Annotated in this window: 17 protein-coding genes and 1 riboswitch; of the genes, 14 read left to right on the top strand and 3 right to left on the bottom strand. The window is 43.3% G+C overall.

Annotated elements, in window-relative coordinates; translation table 11 throughout:
- From ADA55_RS29800 to rarD, 4 genes are all read left to right on the top strand, one after another.
- A partial coding sequence (locus tag ADA55_RS29800; protein ID WP_048677944.1) for a hypothetical protein occupies positions 1-391 on the top strand: 391 nt, incomplete at its 5' end.
- Between the two features lie 135 nt (positions 392-526).
- Positions 527-2,110 carry an acyl-CoA synthetase MbcS gene (gene mbcS / locus ADA55_RS00645; RefSeq protein WP_048677943.1) on the top strand — a complete coding sequence of 528 codons (1,584 nt, stop codon included), beginning with the start codon at positions 527-529 and terminating at the stop codon, positions 2,108-2,110.
- Positions 2,111-2,263: 153 nt separating this feature from the next.
- On the top strand, positions 2,264-3,865 hold the full coding sequence (locus tag ADA55_RS00640) for an amidohydrolase (protein WP_048677942.1): 1,602 nt from the start codon (positions 2,264-2,266) through the stop codon (positions 3,863-3,865).
- 80 nt (positions 3,866-3,945) lie between these two features.
- Positions 3,946-4,875, top strand: a complete 930-nt coding sequence (gene rarD / locus ADA55_RS00635; protein ID WP_048677941.1) for an EamA family transporter RarD — start codon at positions 3,946-3,948, stop codon at positions 4,873-4,875.
- Between the two features lie 95 nt (positions 4,876-4,970).
- Here the strand turns inward: rarD and ADA55_RS00630 are convergent, their stop codons facing one another.
- Positions 4,971-5,798, bottom strand: a complete 828-nt coding sequence (locus ADA55_RS00630) for a protein-glutamine gamma-glutamyltransferase (RefSeq protein WP_065421087.1) — start codon at positions 5,796-5,798, stop codon at positions 4,971-4,973.
- A gap of 313 nt (positions 5,799-6,111) precedes the next feature.
- A riboswitch (TPP riboswitch) is annotated at positions 6,112-6,221 on the top strand.
- A 132-nt stretch (positions 6,222-6,353) separates the two neighbouring features.
- Here ADA55_RS00630 and ADA55_RS00625 point away from each other — a divergent pair.
- From ADA55_RS00625 to ADA55_RS00605, 5 genes are read left to right on the top strand one after another with little or no spacing between them, the layout of a single operon-like run.
- Positions 6,354-7,349, top strand: coding sequence for an ABC transporter substrate-binding protein (locus ADA55_RS00625; RefSeq protein WP_048677940.1), 996 nt, complete (start codon positions 6,354-6,356; stop codon positions 7,347-7,349).
- An 11-nt stretch (positions 7,350-7,360) separates the two neighbouring features.
- A complete protein-coding gene (locus tag ADA55_RS00620) occupies positions 7,361-7,645 on the top strand; it encodes a thiamine-binding protein (RefSeq protein WP_034309193.1) in 285 nt (94 codons plus the stop codon).
- Positions 7,642-8,424, top strand: coding sequence for an ABC transporter permease (locus ADA55_RS00615; protein ID WP_048677939.1), 783 nt, complete (start codon positions 7,642-7,644; stop codon positions 8,422-8,424). Before ADA55_RS00620 ends, ADA55_RS00615 begins: the two co-directional genes overlap by 4 nt.
- A complete protein-coding gene (locus ADA55_RS00610) occupies positions 8,408-9,151 on the top strand; it encodes an ABC transporter ATP-binding protein (RefSeq protein WP_048677938.1) in 744 nt (247 codons plus the stop codon). Before ADA55_RS00615 ends, ADA55_RS00610 begins: the two co-directional genes overlap by 17 nt.
- A gap of 18 nt (positions 9,152-9,169) precedes the next feature.
- Positions 9,170-9,940 carry a TatD family hydrolase gene (locus ADA55_RS00605; protein WP_048677937.1) on the top strand — a complete coding sequence of 257 codons (771 nt, stop codon included), beginning with the start codon at positions 9,170-9,172 and terminating at the stop codon, positions 9,938-9,940.
- Between the two features lie 35 nt (positions 9,941-9,975).
- On the opposite strand, the gene ADA55_RS00600 is transcribed toward ADA55_RS00605, so the two are convergent.
- Complete coding sequence (locus tag ADA55_RS00600; protein WP_048677936.1) at positions 9,976-10,776, bottom strand: NAD kinase; 801 nt, start codon at positions 10,774-10,776, stop codon at positions 9,976-9,978.
- A 207-nt stretch (positions 10,777-10,983) separates the two neighbouring features.
- Here ADA55_RS00600 and sppA point away from each other — a divergent pair, with 207 nt between their 5' ends.
- The 5 genes from sppA (at position 10,984) to tpx (ending at position 14,526) form a co-directional block, all read left to right on the top strand.
- Positions 10,984-11,985, top strand: a complete 1,002-nt coding sequence (gene sppA, locus ADA55_RS00595) for a signal peptide peptidase SppA (protein ID WP_048677935.1) — start codon at positions 10,984-10,986, stop codon at positions 11,983-11,985.
- Between the two features lie 12 nt (positions 11,986-11,997).
- Entirely contained in the window at positions 11,998-12,537 is a 540-nt protein-coding gene (locus ADA55_RS00590; RefSeq protein WP_072273375.1) for an RDD family protein, read from the top strand.
- A gap of 99 nt (positions 12,538-12,636) precedes the next feature.
- Positions 12,637-13,329 carry a DUF2953 domain-containing protein gene (locus tag ADA55_RS00585; protein ID WP_048677934.1) on the top strand — a complete coding sequence of 231 codons (693 nt, stop codon included), beginning with the start codon at positions 12,637-12,639 and terminating at the stop codon, positions 13,327-13,329.
- A gap of 16 nt (positions 13,330-13,345) precedes the next feature.
- Positions 13,346-13,846, top strand: a complete 501-nt coding sequence (ytfJ, locus tag ADA55_RS00580) for a GerW family sporulation protein (protein WP_048677933.1) — start codon at positions 13,346-13,348, stop codon at positions 13,844-13,846.
- A 179-nt stretch (positions 13,847-14,025) separates the two neighbouring features.
- Entirely contained in the window at positions 14,026-14,526 is a 501-nt protein-coding gene (gene tpx, locus ADA55_RS00575; protein ID WP_034309176.1) for a thiol peroxidase, read from the top strand.
- A 185-nt stretch (positions 14,527-14,711) separates the two neighbouring features.
- On the opposite strand, the gene ADA55_RS00570 is transcribed toward tpx, so the two are convergent.
- On the bottom strand, positions 14,712-15,023 hold the full coding sequence (locus ADA55_RS00570; RefSeq protein WP_034309173.1) for a hypothetical protein: 312 nt from the start codon (positions 15,021-15,023) through the stop codon (positions 14,712-14,714).
- Positions 15,024-15,301: the final 278 nt, after the last annotated feature.

Raw genomic sequence — 15,301 nt, 5'->3', positions numbered from 1 at the left:
CCTGCGGGGTCTCCCTTGGCCACGCTTTTCCCGCAGGAGTCTCGTACCTTCCGTTCCAATCACTGGAACTTCTTTTTTAAGAAATATTGTAGGGAAACTGGCTCCTCTTCTCCAATTCGTCTTTAGTCTGGCGGTTTCATCAATTTTTCGGCAAAAGGAGTTCCGAATTGCTCTCGCCTCGAACCAAAATTTAAAAAGTAAACTAGATTATCCTTCAGTATTCCTTAAAGGATTGAAGAAATGTGCGACACTCCTGCCGAATAACTGGGTAGCCGAGACCCCACAGGGGCTTGCTTTGATGAGGCTTGGCAGGCAGTCGGCGGAAAGGGAGCGGATCTTTGAAATCAACTGGAATGTTTTATTGAAAAAACTGAAGGCAAACTCACTTTAGGAATTGTCTACAGGCTATAAGAGAGCGGATTCTACACCCGCTCTCTTTTTTAATTTGTAAAAATAAATAGAAATTTTAGAGAAGTATCTTGTATAATGAGTAGGTACTAAGAGTTCATAATTGGAGGGGAAGAATATGAAGCGTGAAGACTTATTGGCTCCGGAACATTACAACTTAGTGAGTGAAATGGAACGTTATGCAAAAGATCCAGGTAAAGTTGCCGTACTTTGGGAGAACGAAACCGGAGATAAAAAACAACTTACATATGAGAATTTATTAAAAAGTGCAAATAAAATTGGAAATGCCTTCAAGAAAAAAGGACTGGGTAAAGGTGATACGGTCCTCATCATAATCCCCCGTTTGGTGGAAGCTTATCAAGTGTATTTAGCCGCATTGAAAATTGGCATGATTGTCATCCCTTGTTCTGAAATGCTTCGTGCGAAGGACTTGCAGTACCGAGTCAACCATGGTGATGTCAAAGGAATCATCAGTTATCATGAATATACTGACGAATTGAATGAAATAGAAGGAGCGGAAAGCCTCCTGAAGTTTTCAATCGGAAAACGAATCGAAAATTGGCTGGATTTGAATGAGCTCGCCGATGAGGAATCCGATCAGCTGACCATGGCTGACACGAAGAGTGAGGATATGGCATTCTTATCGTATACTTCCGGAACGACAGGGAATCCAAAAGGGGTCGTCCATACACATGGATGGGCTTATGCCCATTTGAAAACGTCTGCTGCAAACTGGCTCGGGATCAGCGAAACGGATGTCGTTTGGGCAACGGCAGGCCCAGGGTGGCAAAAGTGGATCTGGAGTCCTTTCCTGGCGGTTCTGGGGACAGGAGCGACAGGCCTTGCCTATCATGGAAAGTTCGAGGCGAAAAAATATCTTCAGCTGCTACAGGACTACAAAGTGAATGCATTATGCTGCACGCCAACCGAATATCGATTGATTGCAAAGGTGGATAACCTTGATGATTATGATTTATCCCATCTTCACAGTGCTGTATCGGCGGGAGAGCCTTTAAATCAAAAAGTGTTCGAGGTCTTTAAGAACCATTTCCAGATTGAAGTGCGTGATGGGTATGGACAGACCGAAAATACCTTGTTGGTTGGTGTAACGAAAGGCATGGAAATTAAATTGGGCTCAATGGGCAAACCGACTCCGGGCAACCATGTGGAAATCATCGATGATTCCGGTAAACCTTGTTCGCCTGGCGTAGTGGGGGATATTGCCGTACATGTCGATACACCTGCCCTATTTAAGGAATATTTTAAAGATCCCGAGCGGACATCGCAGCAGTTCCGCGGGGACTATTATATCACCGGCGATCAAGCGAAAAAGGATGAGGATGGTTATTTCTGGTTTGAGGGTCGTTCTGATGATATCATCATCAGTTCGGGATATACGATCGGACCGTTTGAAGTGGAAGATGCACTCGTTAAGCATCCATATGTTAAAGAGTGTGCCGTTATAGCAAGTCCTGATGAAATAAGGGGAAATGTGGTCAAGGCGTATGTCGTCTTGATGGATGATATCGATCCGAACAGCCAGGACTTGATCAAGACGCTTCAATCGCACGTGAAAGAATTGACTGCTCCATATAAATATCCAAGGAAAATCGAATTTTTAGAAGAGCTGCCCAAAACGACATCAGGTAAAATCAAACGGGTGGATTTACGGAAAAGGGAAGAAGCACTTCTTAACAATTGATCGAAATGCATGACCGTCAGCCTCCAAGGCTGGCTTTTTTTTATTGACAGGGGCTTGGGTAAAAGCGTAAATATGGGAATTCATGATATGAGATGGTACACTTACTGCATATCTGCACAGTAACAATCATTTAATAAGGAGTGTAAAGCCGGAATGGGAACGTTATGGTTCAATGGGTCGATTTATACGATGGTTAAAGAAAATGAACAAGTGGAGGCAGTCTTCACTGAAAAGGGGGTAATTGTTGATACCGGCAGCCTGGACCATTTGAAAAATGAACATGCCGGCAATATTTCCAGGGAAATCGACTTAAAAGGACAAACGATGCTGCCGGGATTAGTGGATAGTCACCTTCATTTGGTCGGACATGGTGAAAGGCTGCTTCGTCTAGACCTCTCTTTGATGGATAGCAGGGAGTCGATCATGGAATCCTTGAAGGAAAAGTGCTCAAAGACCCCGGCCGGAAAGTGGATCGTTGCCGAAGGGTGGAATGAAAATGAATGGCCGAGACCTGAATTGATATTACGGGATGAGCTTGACGCGATATCGGCAGATCATCCCATCGTATTGAAAAGGATCTGCCGTCATGCCTTGGTGGTCAATTCGCGCGCCCTTTTGGAAGCGGATATTAAAGAAGATATAAAAGAACCTTCAGGCGGGGTGATCTGCCGTTATCCTGACGGACGTTTAAATGGATTATTTAAAGAAAGCCAGGCGCAGAACCTCATTTTAGACAGCCTTCCCGGCATTGATCAAGAGTATATCGAAAACGCGCTCACAGAGGCCATAGAAGACGCATATAAGCTAGGTTTGACTGGGGGGCATACCGAGGACCTCCATTACTACAATGGCTTCATGCCGACATATCAGGCGTTTAAATCGGTAATCGAGGACCGGGAAATGGCCTTTCGCGCCAACTTGCTCGTCCATCACGAAGCGTTTGAAGAAATGCTGGCAGCAGGCGGCGGCTATCAGAAAGGTACGCGATATATCAAATTCGACAGCATGAAGATCTTTACCGACGGCTCCTTAGGCGGACGCACAGCCCTGTTGAGCGAACCTTATGTAGATCAAAAGAATACGAATGGAGTCGCGATATTCACTGAAAACGAGCTTCAGGAATGGGTGGAAAAAGCAAGGGCTGCCGGAATGCCGATTGCTGTCCATGCGATTGGCGATCTCGCTTTTGAATACGTCTTGAATGCAATTGAAGCCCTCCCCCCGAAAAAGGGACAGAGGGACCGGCTCATCCATGCGCAGATTGTTCGGCCGGAGCTTTTGGAGCGGGCGGCGAAGCTGCCGGTAATCTTTGATATCCAACCGGGGTTCGTTCCGTCCGATTTTCCGTGGGTGGAAGAAAAGGTGCCAGCCGATCTATTGGAATCCTCCTATGCCTGGAGAACCTATTTGAATTTGGGCATCATTTGTGCGGGAGGATCGGATGCACCCATTGAACCATTAAATCCGATTTTGGGCATTCATGCAGCTGTCACAAGGATGAAAATCAACAGTGAGGACCGTACCGTATATGGTTTGTCTGAAAGGCTTTCCGTTTTCGAGGCTTTCGCATTGTATACCAAAGGGAGTGCTGCAGCAATCGGCCAGGAAAAACGCCGCGGTGTGATCAATAAAGGGTACGATGCCGATTTTACCGTGTTTAATCTGGATGTCTTTGCTGTTGCACCGGATGATCTCCTGAAAGCTGAGGCGGTCATGACGGTCATCGATGACAAAATCATGTATGATAAAAATTAACAGTTGCAAAAAAAGAAATGGAAATACAAAATTGTTAGATGGAATTAGATAAAGGAATGTAAATGGAAAGAAGGCTTGTTATGAAAGTGGATCAACAAAAAGAAGGGGCGATTTATGCAGCCCTTTCTTACATGATGTGGGGAGTTGTGCCGGTTTACTGGAAGTTCCTTCAGGGAGTCGGTGCAATAGAAATTTTAGCTCAGAGGGTATTATGGTCTTTCGTGTTCATGCTGGTTTTATTGATGTTCATGAAAAAATGGCAGGCGTTTCTTGATTATGTCAAAAACATAATGGGAAATCCGAAACTCTTTACGGCATTGCTAACGGCGTCACTGCTTGTTACAGCTAATTGGGGAGTGTTCATATGGGCCGTTAACTCAGGACGGATCCTCGACACGAGCCTTGGATATTATATCAATCCGCTCGTCAGTGTACTATTGGGAGTGATAGTCTTAAAAGAAAAATTGAGCGGGGCCCAAATCATTTCATTCCTGCTTGCAGGAATCGGAGTCTTGATCCTTGGCATTCATTTCGGCACGATCCCGTGGATCTCTCTTGTTTTGGCCATGACCTTTGGATTATACGGTCTGGCAAAAAAAATGATCAAGGCCGAATCGGCAATCGGGCTGACGCTTGAAACGATGATGGTAACGCCTCTGGCCCTAGGTTACCTGATTTACTTGATGAACAGGTCGGAAATGCAATTCTTTACAGACGGAAGCACAAGCTTGCTGTTGGTGGGCGGCGGGATTGCCACGGCATTGCCTCTTTTATATTTTGCAAAAGGGGCGGAGAAGATCCCGTTATCGATGCTTGGCATTTTTCAGTATATCGCTCCGACCTTATCTTTATTGATCGGGGTATTCGTCTATCATGAAAGTTTCACCAAAGCACATCTTTTAGCCTTTTTGTTCATATGGTCAGCTTTGGCTGTTTATACACTATCCATAACGAAATGGGGGCAGGCAAGTGCCCGCAGGTTCAAAGGCAAAGGGAATATTGGTGCGTGAAAAGAAAAAAATGCTTGGGGAGATTTCTGCCCAAGCATTTTTTTTTATGTCGTTACTCAATAAAACGGTTTTATGGCATAGGCGAAATGCCAGGGTCATGAAAGGTATATCTTCGAACCTATTTCAGAAACAATACAATTGGAAAGGCAGGCAGGACTGTTATCGGGATTGGCACGGGGGGAATTCAGTTGGAATTGTCTATAGAAGGAACTATCCAGGAAAATGATATGTGTTGTCAGGAATGCTGATATGGTGGCGTACGGCTTTCTATTGCTATTTAATTCATCGATGATTCCCTGTGCAGTGGTAATCCCGATCCCGTGGCCATAAAAGAGGTTATTCCCTAATAATATGGCATTTTCACCTTGCCATTCAGGGGTTGCCAAGTCGTGATCAGGGTTTTTGAAGTAAACGCAATCACCTGGTAAATAGTCCCTTCCCTGGTGAACGTTGAGAGCCATATTCCTTGGAGGGCGCCAGTCATATAAAAATAGGTCTGAAAAAAGATAGTCGAAATTCCTGGGGCCGATTAAATCCAAAATCGCCTTTAAAAAAGTGACGACTATTGCTGTCCCGCATTCGAAGGCATAAAGCCCCCCATTCATGAAAATGTCAACGAGCGCATCATGAGGGAGAATCCCTGGCTGAAGGGTGAAGGTGCCATCCTTTGAAAGGTGCCAATAACGCTGATTGGATTGAGACTCCTCAAGTGTGGAAAATTCCGGCCCGCTTTTATCCAACGCAATAGCTGCCTCTATGACCCGGTTCCTCAGCTGTATCTCGAAATTAAAATCCCCAAAGTTCCGGTATTCAAAAACGTTAGAATCTTCCGCCAAGCATTGAAGAGTTTCAAGCGATCTGGCAGAGGCTGCACCTGGTTGGATTTGACTGACATCTAACCATTTGTGATTAATCTTTATCATGACATATCCACCTTTTGCTTATGAAATTAAGGGTTTAATAAAACCAGTAAACAAAAATGTCTACACGTAATGCTCATTATATGAATGCTTGCAAAGAAATGACTATTTGGAACGTGTCCGCCACCGTTGCAGCTAGGAATGATTGGAACGGAAAGAGGCAGAACTATTTTGCTTTCAATGATTTTCGTTCCAAAAGATGTTTTGCAAGATATCCTGAAGTGCAAGGAATACCTTTCAAATTAGAGAGTAGAAGCAAATTAGTATTCCTTTTTCCCTATGAATTGATATAATGAGAGAGAAAAGTTCATATGTGCGAGAAATGTAGGGGGGCCAGTACTGCTGGCTGAGATTGCATCCATTAGATGCTGACTCTTTGAACCTGATCTGGGTGATGCCAGCGGAGGGAACATATTATGACTGATTTTCTGTTTTGTATGTTAACGTCCGAATTCATCTTCGGGCGTTTTTTGCTTTTTATCCAGTATTTGAATAGCCCTGGAGCCCCATCATGGTTCCGGCATATGAATCTTATAAGATGTGTAGGAGGATAATGACTTGAATAAATTCTTACCACTGTTAACTTCGTTCTTCCTTTTAGCTGGATGCGGAGCAGGCGGAACTAATGAAAAAGAAGAAGCATCTAAAAATGAAGAATTAAAAAAGGTATCGGTCGTGCTCGATTGGACACCGAATACAAACCATACAGGATTGTATGTAGCCAAGGAAAAAGGTTATTTTAAAGAACAAGGTCTTGATGTGGAAATTATCATGCCAGGTGAAGCTGGTGCTGATAAGCTTGTCGCTTCAGGGAAATCTGAATTTGGCGTGAGCTACCAGGAGGGCATAACACAGGCCCGCGTGCAGGGCGTGCCGATTGTTTCGGTAGCTGCCGTCATCCAGCATAATACCTCGGGATTCGCTTCCCCAGAGGAAAAGGACATTACGACTCCCAAGGATTTTGAAGGGAAGACTTATGGCGGCTGGGGATCTCCGGTTGAAAAGGCCATTATTGATTCACTCATGAAAAAGGAAAATGCGGATGTAAATGAAGTGGACATAGTCAATACAGGGGACATGGATTTTTTCACTTCTGTTAAAAGGGATATAGATTTTGCCTGGATTTATTATGGTTGGACAGGCATTGAGGCCGAGCTGCGGAATGAAAAGCTTAATATGGTGTACTTAACCGAATACTCTGATAAGCTTGATTACTATACGCCTGTTTTGACTACAAATGAAAAGATGATAAAAGAAGATCCCGAGACTGTTAAAGCATTCGTTCATGCAGCTTCGAAAGGGTACCAGTTTGCGATTAAGAATCCTGATGATGCAGCGGATATGTTAATCGAGTCTGCACCGGATCTTGATCCAAAACTGGTGAAGAGAAGCCAGGAGTGGCTTGCAGACAAGTATCAGGATGATGCTCCGCGATGGGGTGAACAAAAGCTTGAAATTTGGAAGAATTACAGTGAGTGGATGACTGAAAATAAGCTTCTTGAAGGTGATTTCGATCCTGAAAAGGCATTTACCAATGAATTTTTACCAAACTAGGAGGAGATACAATGGCCAATTCATTAATTAGTATACAAATTATTCCTAAAGGGGAAAATGTCATCCCTATGGTCGATGAAGCAATCAAGATCATTGAAGAATCAGGTGTCAAGTATGAGGTTCACCCGCTAGAAACGACAATGGAGGGGGAACTTTCCGAGCTTTTTGCCGTGATAGAAAAAATGAATGTAAGAATGATTGAAATAGGATCGCCGAATGTCATTTCACAAGTGAAAATATTATATCAGCCAAGCGGGATTACGATGGATACGTTAACGGAGAAATATCGGGCATGATCGGAAGGGGAATTTGGAAGAAGGGGGCTCCCTTCTTTCTTTTATTATTGTTGCTGATAGTATGGGAGTCAGTGACAGTCTTATTGAAAGTTGAAGAATGGCTGCTTCCCGCTCCATCGGCCATTTTCATTGAAGGAATTGAGTCGTCCCGCAATCTTTACGGACACCTTATATCCACAACCGAGCTTGCGTTGTCGGGATTTTTTATTGGAAGTTGCATCGGCTTATTGATCGCGGCAATCCTACACCTATTTCCAGGTGTGAAGGACGCGGTTTATCCTCTGCTCATACTATCACAAAATATACCCATCATTGTTTTGGCGCCGCTTTTGGTGATCTGGTTTGGCTTTGGCATGCTGCCTAAGTTAATCGTGATTTCACTTGTATGTTTTTTTCCGGTTGCGGTTGCATCATTGGACGGTTTTCGCCAGACACCATACGAGCTTAAGCATTATTTCAAGATGATGGGAGCGGGAAAAAACCAGTTATTTTGGAAGCTGGAACTTCCTCACTCGATCCCGTTCATTTTCTCCGGCCTGAAAATTTCAGCTACCTATAGTGTAATGGGTGCAGTTATTTCGGAATGGCTTGGGGCAAAATCGGGGATTGGTGTTTATATGACTCTCGCTTCTTCAGCGTTCAGGACAGATCGGGTGTTTGTAGCCATTTTCATCATTATGGGAATGAGCCTGATCTTTTTTGGAATCATCACTTTCCTGGAGAAATACTTGGTTTCTTGGAAGAGAAAGGAGGGCGAAAAGGATGAAGCTGGAAATTAAAGACGTCTCCTATTCTTTCGATGGCAAGCAGAATATTTTGGAGAATATGAATTTCCATGTGAATGATGGGGAATTTGTCACGATCCTTGGGCCATCGGGAAGCGGTAAAAGTACATTGTTCCACTTGATCGGCGGCATTTTGAAGCCTGATCATGGCATCATTTCACTGGATGATAAAAAGATAAATGGCTTAAAGGGCCATATCAGCTATATGCCTCAGCAGCCTTCCCTTTTACCTTGGAGAACGATATTGGAAAATGTTTTGCTTGGAAGTGAACTTACTGGGACCAGAGATAAAGAAAAGGCAAAAACCCTTTTGATGAAAGCTGGTTTAGAAGAATACGATAAAGCATATCCGCATGAATTATCTGGAGGCATGAAGCAAAGGGCCGCATTCATTCGGAGTATCTTAAGTCCACAGGACTTGATGTGCCTGGACGAACCCTTTTCTGCCTTGGATGAACTGACAAGATTGCAAATGCAACAATGGCTGTTGTCGGTATGGGAAGAAAATCGGAGGTCGGTGCTTTTTGTCACTCACAGCATAGATGAAGCGGTTTTCCTATCAGATAGAATTTATGTGTTATCAGCAAAACCGGCTGCTGTCATCAAAGAAGTGAAAGTTCCATTTTCAAGGCCAAGACGAGAAGAACAGCTTCTTAGTGATGAATTTATTCATTTGAAGAGAGAATTATATGCAGCACTCAAGCCAACTTTCACTACTTAAGTAAGGAGGCGAAACCATTTGAGAATCATCGACAGCCATATCCATTTGGATAAGTATGATGTTGTTAAGCGGAAGCAGATCCTGAAAGACATGGAAAAGGTACAGCTGGAATCCTTGCTGACTGTTTCCATGAATTTGGCTTCTTCGATTAACAATTATCAGCTTTCACTTAAAGATTCACGAATTAAGCCTGCCTTTGGTTTTCATCCAGAGCAGCCACTCCCGAGTGATGAAGAAGTGAATGAATTATTGAACTGGATGCGGGAACATCGTCACAATATGGTTGCCATAGGCGAGGTCGGGCTGCCCTATTACTTAAGGCAGGAAAACCCAAATATTGATAACTCAGCGTACATAGTGATACTGGAGAGGTTCCTGACCTTAGCTAAAGAGATTGAAAAGCCGGTCATCCTTCATGCCCTCCATGACGATGCACCTATCGTTTGCGACCTTTTGGATAAGCATCAAATCACAAGGGCACACTTTCATTGGTTTAAAGGCGATATCCGGACAGTTGAAAGAATGGCGGAAAAGGGCTACCTCATTTCGATTACACCTGATGTTTGTTATGAGAGGGAAATACAGGAATTAGTTTCGGCCTATCCACTTAAGCTGATGATGATAGAAACGGATGGACCATGGCCGTTTGAAGGGGTTTTCAATGGGGAATGGACCCATCCCGGCATGATGCATGACAGTGTGCGTCAAATTGCTTCGATTAAAGGATTGCCGTTTGAGGATGTCTATGAAGCCCTTTATCGAAATACGAAAGATTTTTATCATATATAAAGGTACCGGTTATCATATCCGGTACCTTTTTTCGTTTAGAGAAAGGTCCTTTTAACCTTTTCCCAAAAGGAATTGTCTTTTAGCTTTACTGTCTTGATGACTTTACCGCTTAACCGGACTTTAACCTTTTCGACATGATTGATGCTTAACGCTTCATTGTCCATTCCGACGATCGGGTAGCTTGGTCCGTTTTGTTCAAGGTGGACGGTCAACGTCTTAGCGCCGCTTAGGATGAATGAGGAGCCTAGGGTCCGATAGGTATTATTATTGACGGAAGCAAGCTCGCTCACTTGGAAGCAAGGGAGAAGGGGATCCACAACGGCCCCATTGACCGATTTATTATAGGCAGTGCTTCCGGTCGGAGTCGCAATGATGATCCCGTCCCCGCGAAAAGTTTCAAAATGGAGTTGATCAATGAAAATATCCATGATGAACGTTTTGGTGATCGAAGAGCGGATACTGAGTTCATTAAGGGCATAAAAGGAGGGCTGATCGTCCAATTGGATAGAGATGGTTGGATATTTACGCACCTCGATTTGCTCCCTTGTCATGGCATCAATCATTTTATCACTGTCTTCCAAGTGGAAATCGCAATACATATTCAAGTTTCCTGTCGTGGAAATGCCCGCATATAAACAGTCATCCCTGAACCCGGTTTTACGGGCTGCCTGCAGGAATGTGCCGTCATCACCGATGCTTACGATGATGTTCGCTTTTGTGAAATCCTGGATGACTTCATACGAATGTTGCTTCGCCAAGTCTGATAAGTATTCAACCTTGCTAAGCATCTCAGCATTCGGTGCATGGAAAAAATAAATATTCCTTCGATTGCTCATCATGTTTCCCCCCTAGTATGTATGGTGATGAAAGGGCTTTCTATATCCTGTTTACGATAAATGCAATTTGTGCAAAATGGACCAATGCATTTCCAATTTGAGGATTCTTTGCTACAATTTTATATGTCTTAGTTTATCATGGAATAAAACATTTTTGGTATTAGTTCGTATGGTAAGAAGGATACATATATTTAAGGGGGAAAACAGATGAATGGAAAGCGTTGGGCTGCACTTGGAATCGCAGCCGTTTTATTTTTTGTTTCTATTGCTGTAGGGGCGGCCACTACTCTATTTACAGCGGATACGGAAAATATCATTGATGAATTATTTGCTTCCGAAAGTGCATTTTACGAGGAAGTCATAGAAGGCGATGATTACACTAATGTTATTGCCGTATTTGATGTAGAGGGCACGATTCAAGATACAGGAGAAGCCTCATTACTTAGTTCAACAACATATAATCACCGTGCCTTCATGGATAAGCTGAAGATGGCAGAGGAAAATGATGATATCAAAGGAATCATCCTTCGGGTGAATTCTCCAGGCGGCGGTGTCGTCGAAAGTGCAGAGATTCATGAAAAGATCCTTGATATCAAGAAAGTGAAAAAACCTGTTTATGTATCAATGGGGTCTATGGCTGCTTCAGGCGGATATTATATTTCTGCACCAGCCGATAAGATTTATGCCAGCCCAGAAACGATGACCGGTTCACTTGGAGTCATCATGCAGGGGTATAATTACGAGAAATTGGCCAAGAAGTATGGTGTTGAGTTCCAAACCATCAAAAGCGGACCACACAAAGATATTATGAGTCCAACCCGGGAAATGACTGGTGAAGAACGTGAAATACTCCAAGGCATGATCGATAATTCTTATGATCAATTTGTAAAAATCATTGCAGACGGCCGCGGTATGACTGAGAAGGAAGTAAGGGAAATTGCCGATGGCCGCATTTATGATGGACGCCAGGCTAAAGAAAACCATCTTATCGATGATTTCGGCCATTTGGATGATGTAATTGCCGCTATGAAAACTGATATCGGTAAAAAGGATGCTCAAGTTATCCGTTATACAGATGAGGCAGGTTTCGGTTCATTATTCAGTATGGGTGCGCAAAAAATGTTGGGAAATGATGTGGAAACGGCAGTCTTGACAAAAATCCTTTCCTCTTCAAATTCTCCACGCTTAATGTATTTGTATGCGGAATAGGGGGGCTGAAGGATGACGGAACGAAATGAAAACAATGAACAAATCGCTTCATCCAATCTAATGGCAGATCAAGAGGTTCCCGTTCAGCAGGAATTTACACCAGCCAAAAAGGCCGTGGATGATGACGAAGTCAAGAAAGTGCATTTTGCAGGTTTTTGGATGAGGTTTTGGGCCTATTTAGCGGATCTATTGGTTATCGGAAGCTTGAACCGGATCTTGATTCATCCCATCTTTAAATTTTATGAAGGGACAGATGACCTTTGGTTCTCCGCAGAGGGGTTCTTAACGGGGGTCGTATTCTTCCTATACTTTGTTTTGATGACCAAATTCTGGAACCAAACCCTAGGCAAGATGATTTTCGGGCTGAAAGTCGTTGCCTTGAAGGAAGAGAAAAAAACCATTTCATGGGGTACGATATTGTTCAGGGAGCTGATTGGCCGCTATATTTCAAAGGTCACTTGGATTGGCTATCTCTTGGCAGGCCTATTACCGAAGAAACAGGCTTTGCATGATGTCTTTGCTGACACGGGCGTTGTGTTGATCAGAAGATGATTTTTTTCATTCATAAATCTGTAAGAGCGTGATTTTCGCTTTTACAGGTTTATTTTTTTTGCATATGCCGATAATGATAGGCTGAAGGGGTGTGGGTGCATGAAGTGGCTTTTGTTGATTATGGGTATCCTCATTTTGGTGCTGCTTATTGTTGTTTTCACTAAAGTAAAAGTGTCCATCGACTACAAACGTGTCCAAAAGAATGACCTAATACATATTAAATTATCAGCTTGGTACGGGCTTTTTCACTATACATTCAAGGTTCCGGTCATGAAAATGGAAGATGACTCGGCAACCGTAGTTGTAAAGGAAGAGCAAGAAATGAACGGAAAAACAAAAAAGGAAGAAAAGAAAAAAATCACAGCCGAAGATTTGCGTGACGGATTCGCAGACATTCTGGAAATGCTTCAGCATATAATCGGATTCCATAAGATCGTCCGTCAATTCGCTGGGAAAGTCCAAGTCAAAAAATTCACCTGGCATAGTAAGGTCGGTACTAAAAACGCTGCACACACCGGTGTTTTAACTGGTGCATGCTGGGCACTTAAAGGTTCAATCATCGGTTTGCTGACAACCTATTTCAACTTTCGGATCATGCCCTCCTATTCCATTACACCCGACTTTCAGAGATGGCAGGCAAACACGTCGATTTCCTGCATATTACAATTCAGAATCGGGCAGGCTATGGTGACTGGAATAAAACTGCTTCGTTATTGGAAAGGCGGAAAGCCGCATTTCAAGTCGAGGAAATTAGCGAAGCTATCAGATGATTCCAATAAACAATCGTTCTAGAGTGGAGGGAATTTAAATGTCAGATCATCCGATCCAAGGTTTAATGAAAGAAGCTATGGAAAATCTTAAAGAAATGGTCGATGTGAACACGATCATTGGTGATCCGGTAGAAACTCCGGATGGAAGTGTCATTTTAACCGTATCCAAAGTGGGGTTTGGTTTTGCAGCCGGTGGCAGCGAATTTGTGATGGATGGAAACCATCAAGGACAGCAAGGTGGTTCCAAGCAGCCTTTTGGCGGCGGTAGCGGCGGTGGGGTTTCCATAACGCCAATTGCCTTTTTGATTGTCGGCTCCCATGGAGTGAAAATGATTCATCTCGATGAAGGGACGCATCTTCTCGAAAAAATGATGGATTTAGCTCCTCAAGTCGTCGATAAGATTCAGTCCATGCTATCAAAGAAAGACAATAATCAAAAGCAAGGCAATAATCAAAACCAAAAAAATAATCAATACCAAGGCGGCAGTCAACCAGCTGTGAACAGATACCAAGAACCTAAACAGGATATAGACTTCTAATTGCGACTCGGCATCCGCCGAGTTTTTCTTTTTGCTGCATTCTTCCACTACACAAAAAAAGCTCGGATGCAGAACTTGTGCAAGCACCATTCACATTTCCTGATTCAATTAATTGCAAAATTCCGGCAAAACAAATATTATTATGCTTGTACATATAGCAGAAAAGGGAGGAATTATTAATGGCTTCAGTTACATTTAAAAACAACCCGATCACTTTAGTGGGACAAGAACTAAAAGTTGGGGACAAAGCACCTGATTTTACAGTATTGGCTAATGACTTATCACCGGTTACTTTAAGCGACTCCAAAGGTTCTGTCCGCATTATCAGCGTTGTTCCATCCGTGGATACAGGCGTATGTGATGCACAGACACGTAAATTCAATGAAGAAGCGGCAAAATTGGATAATGTGAAAGTACTGACGATCAGTAACGACCTTCCTTTCGCGCAAAAACGCTGGTGTGCTGCCAGCGGCTTGGACAATGTTCAAGTTCTTTCCGATCACCGTGACCTTTCATTCGGTGAAGCATATGGTGTCGTCATGCAAGAACTTCGTCTATTGGCTCGCTCTGTATTCGTTGTGAACAGCTCTGATGAAATCACATATGTAGAATATGTGAGTGAAGGTACCAACCATCCAAATTACGAAGGTGCAATCGAAGCGGCGAAAGCGGCAAAATAAGATGCGAATTTAAGAAACCGGGCACAATGTGCCCGGTTTTTTGTTATAATGTTGATTTTCTTGTTGATAAACACCTTGTCGTTGAAGTGGACAGGTCCTTTTTAGGATTTAATGTTCATTGGAGTTTTGTCGATCGATACTTTTCATTTCTATTGAAGGGTATCATTTTTTATATCTGGATTAAGTTAAGGCTCGAAAGTCGGACCATTTTGTGGTAAAACAACCTTACCAGACCATTCCTGACCATTAGGTGTTCCAACTCTTATGTCAATTTCATTAGGCCACGATGGCATTTGTCTTGGTCCTGGGAAAAACCCCGCTTGTTGCCCTGCTCGAAATCCTTCTCGATACCCCTGTCGATACCCTTGTCGAAATCCTTGTCGAAAACCTTGTTGAAACCCCTGCTGTTGCCTGTTAAATTCATCTGCTGACTGAATATCATGTTGCTGATTTATCGGATTAACCTGCCCATGATAGTTTTGATATTGATTATCCATATATAATCACCACCTCATGCATGGTATTCTGTTTGGGCCTTCATTGAGCCTATCCAAGTAATAAAAAAATACAGGGCAACAACACAACCTGTATTTGAGTTTTTGGACAAAAGATTTCTATCTAAATTTCAAAACAAAGTTGATTGGACGTAAGGTACGAGACTCCTGCGGGGAAAGCGTGTCCAGGGGATACCCCGCAGGAGGCGCAAGCCGAGGGCAGACCGCCCGCGGAAAGCGAGTGCCTGGAACGGAAATCAAGTCCCCCAATAACATTTCAT

Origin of the sequence: Bacillus sp. 220_BSPC (assembly GCF_001054655.1) — a bacterium.
GTDB classification, from domain to species: domain Bacteria; phylum Bacillota; class Bacilli; order Bacillales; family DSM-1321; genus Peribacillus; species Peribacillus frigoritolerans.
Note: the sequence above shows the minus strand (reverse complement) of the source record. Positions and strands in the feature narration are given on the sequence as shown.

What these genes read in the sequence shown, in the direction of transcription:
- mbcS (WP_048677943.1), top strand. Translation starts at nt 527, where the DNA reads ATGAAGCGTGAAGACTTATTGGCTCCGGAACATTACAACTTAGTGAGT.
- ADA55_RS00640 (WP_048677942.1), top strand. Translation starts at nt 2,264, where the DNA reads ATGGGAACGTTATGGTTCAATGGGTCGATTTATACGATGGTTAAAGAA.
- rarD (WP_048677941.1), top strand. Translation starts at nt 3,946, where the DNA reads ATGAAAGTGGATCAACAAAAAGAAGGGGCGATTTATGCAGCCCTTTCT.
- ADA55_RS00630 (WP_065421087.1), bottom strand. Translation starts at nt 5,798, where the DNA reads ATGATAAAGATTAATCACAAATGGTTAGATGTCAGTCAAATCCAACCA.
- ADA55_RS00620 (WP_034309193.1), top strand. Translation starts at nt 7,361, where the DNA reads ATGGCCAATTCATTAATTAGTATACAAATTATTCCTAAAGGGGAAAAT.
- ADA55_RS00615 (WP_048677939.1), top strand. Translation starts at nt 7,642, where the DNA reads ATGATCGGAAGGGGAATTTGGAAGAAGGGGGCTCCCTTCTTTCTTTTA.
- ADA55_RS00610 (WP_048677938.1), top strand. Translation starts at nt 8,408, where the DNA reads ATGAAGCTGGAAATTAAAGACGTCTCCTATTCTTTCGATGGCAAGCAG.
- ADA55_RS00600 (WP_048677936.1), bottom strand. Translation starts at nt 10,776, where the DNA reads ATGAGCAATCGAAGGAATATTTATTTTTTCCATGCACCGAATGCTGAG.
- sppA (WP_048677935.1), top strand. Translation starts at nt 10,984, where the DNA reads ATGAATGGAAAGCGTTGGGCTGCACTTGGAATCGCAGCCGTTTTATTT.
- ADA55_RS00590 (WP_072273375.1), top strand. Translation starts at nt 11,998, where the DNA reads ATGACGGAACGAAATGAAAACAATGAACAAATCGCTTCATCCAATCTA.
- ADA55_RS00585 (WP_048677934.1), top strand. Translation starts at nt 12,637, where the DNA reads ATGAAGTGGCTTTTGTTGATTATGGGTATCCTCATTTTGGTGCTGCTT.
- ytfJ (WP_048677933.1), top strand. Translation starts at nt 13,346, where the DNA reads ATGTCAGATCATCCGATCCAAGGTTTAATGAAAGAAGCTATGGAAAAT.
- tpx (WP_034309176.1), top strand. Translation starts at nt 14,026, where the DNA reads ATGGCTTCAGTTACATTTAAAAACAACCCGATCACTTTAGTGGGACAA.
- ADA55_RS00570 (WP_034309173.1), bottom strand. Translation starts at nt 15,023, where the DNA reads ATGGATAATCAATATCAAAACTATCATGGGCAGGTTAATCCGATAAAT.